We start from the raw sequence: 4,939 nt of genomic DNA, 5'->3' as shown, positions 1-4,939 counted from the left end.
TACCACTACTGGTAGTGTCGCCGCCAAGTCAAACGACACTACCGAAAAGTGGTAACAGTTACTACTGCGTATCCTGGCACTCGGCGAGTCCTGTCCGTGCAAGCACGGACGCGATCTCACTTCATTCGTCAATAAAAAAAATTTTTTATTGCGTGTGGTTGTTTTTAACCTGAATATATTTCCCCGCCGTTGGCTTTGCAAATTTGACCTGCGGCTTTTGGGTCGTTACATTCATCCCAAATTGTTATCCACTTTGATTCAGTGGTGATAGAATTAGAATAATTAGTGCTACCCAATGCTTCGTATAAACGATTTTTTGCGGCTTCCCAATCATCGTAGTCATTAAACTTGTACTCTGCGATTTTTGTAGACATATTTCTCTCCTTTACAAAAATGTTTGACCGCTCACAACGATCATATTCAAATAGCAAATAGCAATGAGCAAGTGCCAACTTCGTTGGCGTAGCAAAGTTAAGATACTACGCTTCGCCTCTTCCTTTGCTCTTTGCTACCTGCTCTTTGCTCTTTGTTATTGTTTCTCCCACGTACTGCCGTTTGCCGCCCTCGTGTACGTTCCCGCTTTTCCTGTTGCGTAGGCGGTCTTTAAGGTGTTGCCGTTGCTACTTCCTTCAGGAAAAGCCCAGCTTCCAAAATCATTGTCAGCGATATTACTGCCTGTTGCGAATGTTACGCTGGTAAGATAGGTGCAACTGGGAAAAGCCCACACCCCGATGCTGGTAACGCTGGCGGGTATGATTATGCTGGTAAGGCTGCGGCAATCGGCAAAAGCGTACCGCTCGATGCTGGTAACGCCGTCAGGTATGGTAAATGAGATTCCTGCTTTTCCTGCCGGATATGCAACTAACGTTGTTTTATCCTTGTTATACAATACGCCGTCCTGTGAGCTGTATGCGGTATTACTGGCATCAACCGTTATTGCGGTAAGGCTGGTGCAACCGGAAAAAGCCCAATCCCCAATGGTGGTAACGCTGGCGGGTATGGTTACGCTGGCAAGGCTGGTACATTGGTTAAAAACGCTATTCCCAATGCTGGTAACGCCAGCGGTTATGGTTATGCTGGTAAGGCTGGTGCAATAGGAAAAAGCGCCATTCCCGATGCTGGTGAAGGTATTGCCGGAAAGGTCAAGGCTGACGTATTTGGTGCTGTTGTCTCTCAGCAATTTTCCGACGCTTCCGTCTGTGTAGGAATCGCCACCGAGATCGTTCACATTCAGCTTGATCTTAAATGCGGTTGTTGCGGTATTAGTGGGCTGGTCGGACAGCCAAGTCCCTAATGCCGCAATACTGGTAAAGGGTGTTTGCGGGATTGGGCGTGTGCCTCTGGTATGCGTTGGGTCATGGGAGCAGATTTCCGTTTCTACGCCTTCGGCTGTATAGGTTGCGGCGGCGGTTACTGTCCATTGGTAATCGTGGCCGAGCGCGGCGGCTCCTGCACGTGTTTCCTTGTGGGCCGCGTCATGTGTACAGGTTCTTGTATCCACTCCCGCTGTGGTACAAGTGGGGGCGGTTGTCTGCGTCCATGCGCCCCACTCGTGCGCATTGGGGTTTATTGCCACAGGGCGGGTATCAATATGGTTTGCGTTAAGCGTACAAACCCTTGTTTCTTCGCCTTCCGTAGTACAGGTAGGATCGGTTGTCCGCGCCCATTCGCCCCAGACGTGTGTATGGTTAAGCGCGGCTACGGCGCGGGTTTCTTTATGCGTTCCGTCATGGGCGCAAGTTCTGACTTCTTCGCCGTCTTCGGTTTCGGTGGGGGCTTTGGTTTGTATCCATTCGCCCCACTCGTGCGCGTTGGGGTTTATTGCCACAGGGCGGGTATCAATATGGTTTGCGTTAAGCGTACAAATCCGTGTTTCTTCGCCTTCTCTGACGCAGGTGGGATCGGTTGTCTGCGCCCATTCGCCCCAGACGTGGGTATGGTTAAGCGCGGCTACGGCGCGGGTTTCTTTCTGCGTTGGGTCATGGGCGCAAGTTCTGATTTCCTCGCCGTCTTCGGTTTCGGTGGGGGCTTTGGTTTGCGTCCATGCGCCCCACTCGTGCCCGAGCGCGTTTAACTGTCTGGTCTCTTTGTGCGCGGTGTTAAGGGCGCAGGTTCTTGTCCCTTCGCCCGCTTCCGTGCAGGTTACTGTTCCCGCCCAGTTGCCCCACTGGTGCGCGGCGGGGTCTATGGGTATATCCCGCGTTTCCTTGTGGGTTGCGTCAAGTGCGCATACTCTGGTTTCCACGCCTTTTGTTGTACAGGTGGCAGGGGTTGATACTTGCCATTCGCCCCACTGGTGGGTGTGCGCGGGCGTGTTGCCGTCTTCGTCCGGTGTCGGGCAGGCTGTCAGCGACAGGGCGGTAATCATTGCCGCAGCGAATATGCAGCATACAAAGACATTCTTTTTCTTCATAGAAAACTCCTTATGTTGATATATGAAAAATCCTTAAAAGGCGTTTTTCCTAAAACAGTGCCTTCAATTTACCACTCAAATAATGAAAACTTAAAGATTATGCTTAAAATGGTAAATTCATTGTTTCTATAATAAGCCATTAGGTAAACAATGTAAAGTGCTTACAAGTACCAAATGGCTCATGGAAAGCAATATATTTAGCTATTAGCATAAGATGATGACCTTAAAACAAATATTTATACGAAATTTGAAAGAATTCCGCAAAAAAGAGGGGTTTTCACAACAGAAATTGGCAGAATTTTGTAATACCGCGCCAACTTATATAGCACAAATTGAGACAGGGCGGAAATTCCCTTCTATGGAGATGATAGAAAAAATGGCAAATATACTTAGAATAGAACCGTACTACTTTTTCAAAAGCCAGAATGTTAATAGCAACGGTATTGAAACTGTGAACATATTTCCCCTTCTGCCAGCCTCTATGAAAAACCAGATAAATGACCAAATCAACCAGGCAACAAGCGAATTTCTTAGGGAAATAAACGAAATAATAAACAAGTATTGACCGTAAGCGAATAAAAATCCGTTCCTGTCACCGCTTTTCCCTAGAGTCGAAGCAAAAAAAATGTAAGTAGGTGGAAATGCCGGCGCATATTGCGCCGGTGGGCTTGCCTCACGCAAGCCCGAAAAGAATAATGGTAACAAAAAGCGGTGATAATGCTTTATTGGGGACTTTGGGGATAATGTTTTACCGCGCCCGACAGGGCGCATTCTTCTTTCCTACTGCGCGAAGCGCATGGTTTATATGTTGTCTGACGTTTTTATCTTGGTTGCGGGATATTAAAACCTTCTTTATTTTTTTGGTTTAATGCTTTAGCCCACAATCTGGAATAAAGTTCCCGCGCCAGGACGGCGCGGAGAGACGAATAACGGTGGGGCAAAAGAAATTTTTACATTTTAGTTATCATAATGACAAGTAAAGAAGGTCGCATAAATGTTGCCTAACGTTCCGGCGGTAAAAGACGTTTGGGGCAGGTTATAGGGCAATGCGGAGCATTGACCCCTGCCCCAAATGTGGCGGAGCGAAACCGTGCAGAGGGCGAAGCCCGAACACGGTTTTGCGTAGCCTAGCCCCGAAGGGGCGTACTTTTACCGACAGGTTAAGTGCCGTTTGTCCGTACACCATTTTTATTTACTTTATATTTATAATAAATGTTTTACTCCATAATATAAAAATAAGGCTGTGAAGTCGCCCGTTATTAATCCCAACGACCAGAATCATTAGAAGAAAGGTTTACGCTAGTACCTGCCGTAGTTTCTTTACGTTGGTTATCATTTCTGAATACTGCATGACCCCTGCGTGCCAATGTATTACCAGCTTCATCTTTTACAGCATTACCGTTAACTTGATCAGTATTATATCCTGTAATGGTTCCGCCAGTTTTAGCAAATGTACTTCCTGCGTATACCCCACCACCATTTTCACGAGCAGTATTACCAGTTATAGTACCGCCCCGCATATTAAAAGTTCCACTACTTATATGTACCCCTCCGCCTTTCAATGCTGTATTACCAGATATAATTCCACCACTCATAGTAAAAGTTCCACTTAATATATAGACCCCACCACCAGCATCATATGCTGTATTACCAGAGATGGTTCCGCCTGTCATTTCAAATATCCCGCCCGATATGTCTATAGCTCCACCATCTCTTGAACTACCAACAGTTTTATCGGTATTACCAGTAATGGTTGATCCTGTTCTCATTTTTAATGTTCCACCATTTATATAAACTAATGCCGTGCTGTTACCGTTATGTCCCTGTAAAGTAACATTATTTTCAAGTATGAATGTAATGTTTGCACTTACAGTAAACATAGTACCATTTGTTCTAAGTCGTATTGTTCGATTTTGACCATCGCCTCTCAATGCAACAGTAATGTTAATTGCACCACTATAGTTAAACATATATGGAGCAATATTCTCATTAGCATTAACTACAAGAATATATGTATTATGGCTATCAGCGTTTCTATCTAACCAAGTTAATTTTTCGGTAAGATTATTACCTGGAACCATTGTGCCTTCTGTGAGAGGCGTGGCGGTTTCATTTGCACTTATACCAGCCGCAGTCCCGCTGGGTACTGTTGGCGGTGTACTTGTAGGAGCTCCGCTCAAAAGGAAAGCAACTTGTGCATCATTTCTCAAATCCAAAGAAATTTGTGTTTGTATTGCTGCCGTTTCCACATTAATCACTCTGATTCTGATACGGTAGAATGTTCCCATATTGGTTAAATTACCGGATACAATAGATTGTGCCCCCAACATCCTTCCTATTGCCTGAGCTGATTCATCGCTGACATCTCCAGATAACTGCAATTTCATCTCTTGACTGATAAGTGCAAGGTTTTTGCGGTCAACGATAGTAACTTTTCGTCCTGTAACCAGTTTACCAGTTAATTCATCAATCACATAATCCGAAAACGTTTCGGTAGGGGAAACAAAATTAAGTATAGCCACCTTA

The 4,939-nt window shown here is 45.6% G+C and carries 4 protein-coding genes; 1 reads left to right on the top strand and 3 read right to left on the bottom strand.

Annotated features, from left to right (window positions below):
• Positions 1-164: 164 nt before the first annotated feature.
• The gene (locus tag ACYVRH_RS10740) at positions 165-374 is read right to left on the bottom strand and encodes a hypothetical protein (RefSeq protein ID WP_461256910.1); all 210 of its coding nucleotides are present in this window, start codon (positions 372-374) and stop codon (positions 165-167) included.
• 155 nt (positions 375-529) lie between these two features.
• On the bottom strand, positions 530-2,413 hold the full coding sequence (locus tag ACYVRH_RS10735; protein WP_461256909.1) for a leucine-rich repeat domain-containing protein: 1,884 nt from the start codon (positions 2,411-2,413) through the stop codon (positions 530-532).
• 214 nt (positions 2,414-2,627) lie between these two features.
• Between ACYVRH_RS10735 and ACYVRH_RS10730 the strand changes: the two genes are divergently transcribed.
• A complete protein-coding gene (locus ACYVRH_RS10730) occupies positions 2,628-2,978 on the top strand; it encodes a helix-turn-helix domain-containing protein (protein WP_461256908.1) in 351 nt (116 codons plus the stop codon).
• Positions 2,979-3,672: 694 nt separating this feature from the next.
• Here the strand turns inward: ACYVRH_RS10730 and ACYVRH_RS10725 are convergent.
• Positions 3,673-4,939: CsgG/HfaB family protein (locus tag ACYVRH_RS10725; protein ID WP_461256907.1), on the bottom strand; the 1,267-nt coding region annotated here is incomplete at its 5' end.

It is taken from the genome of Treponema sp. R80B11-R83G3, from assembly GCF_054786115.1.
Note: the sequence above shows the minus strand (reverse complement) of the source record. Positions and strands in the feature narration are given on the sequence as shown.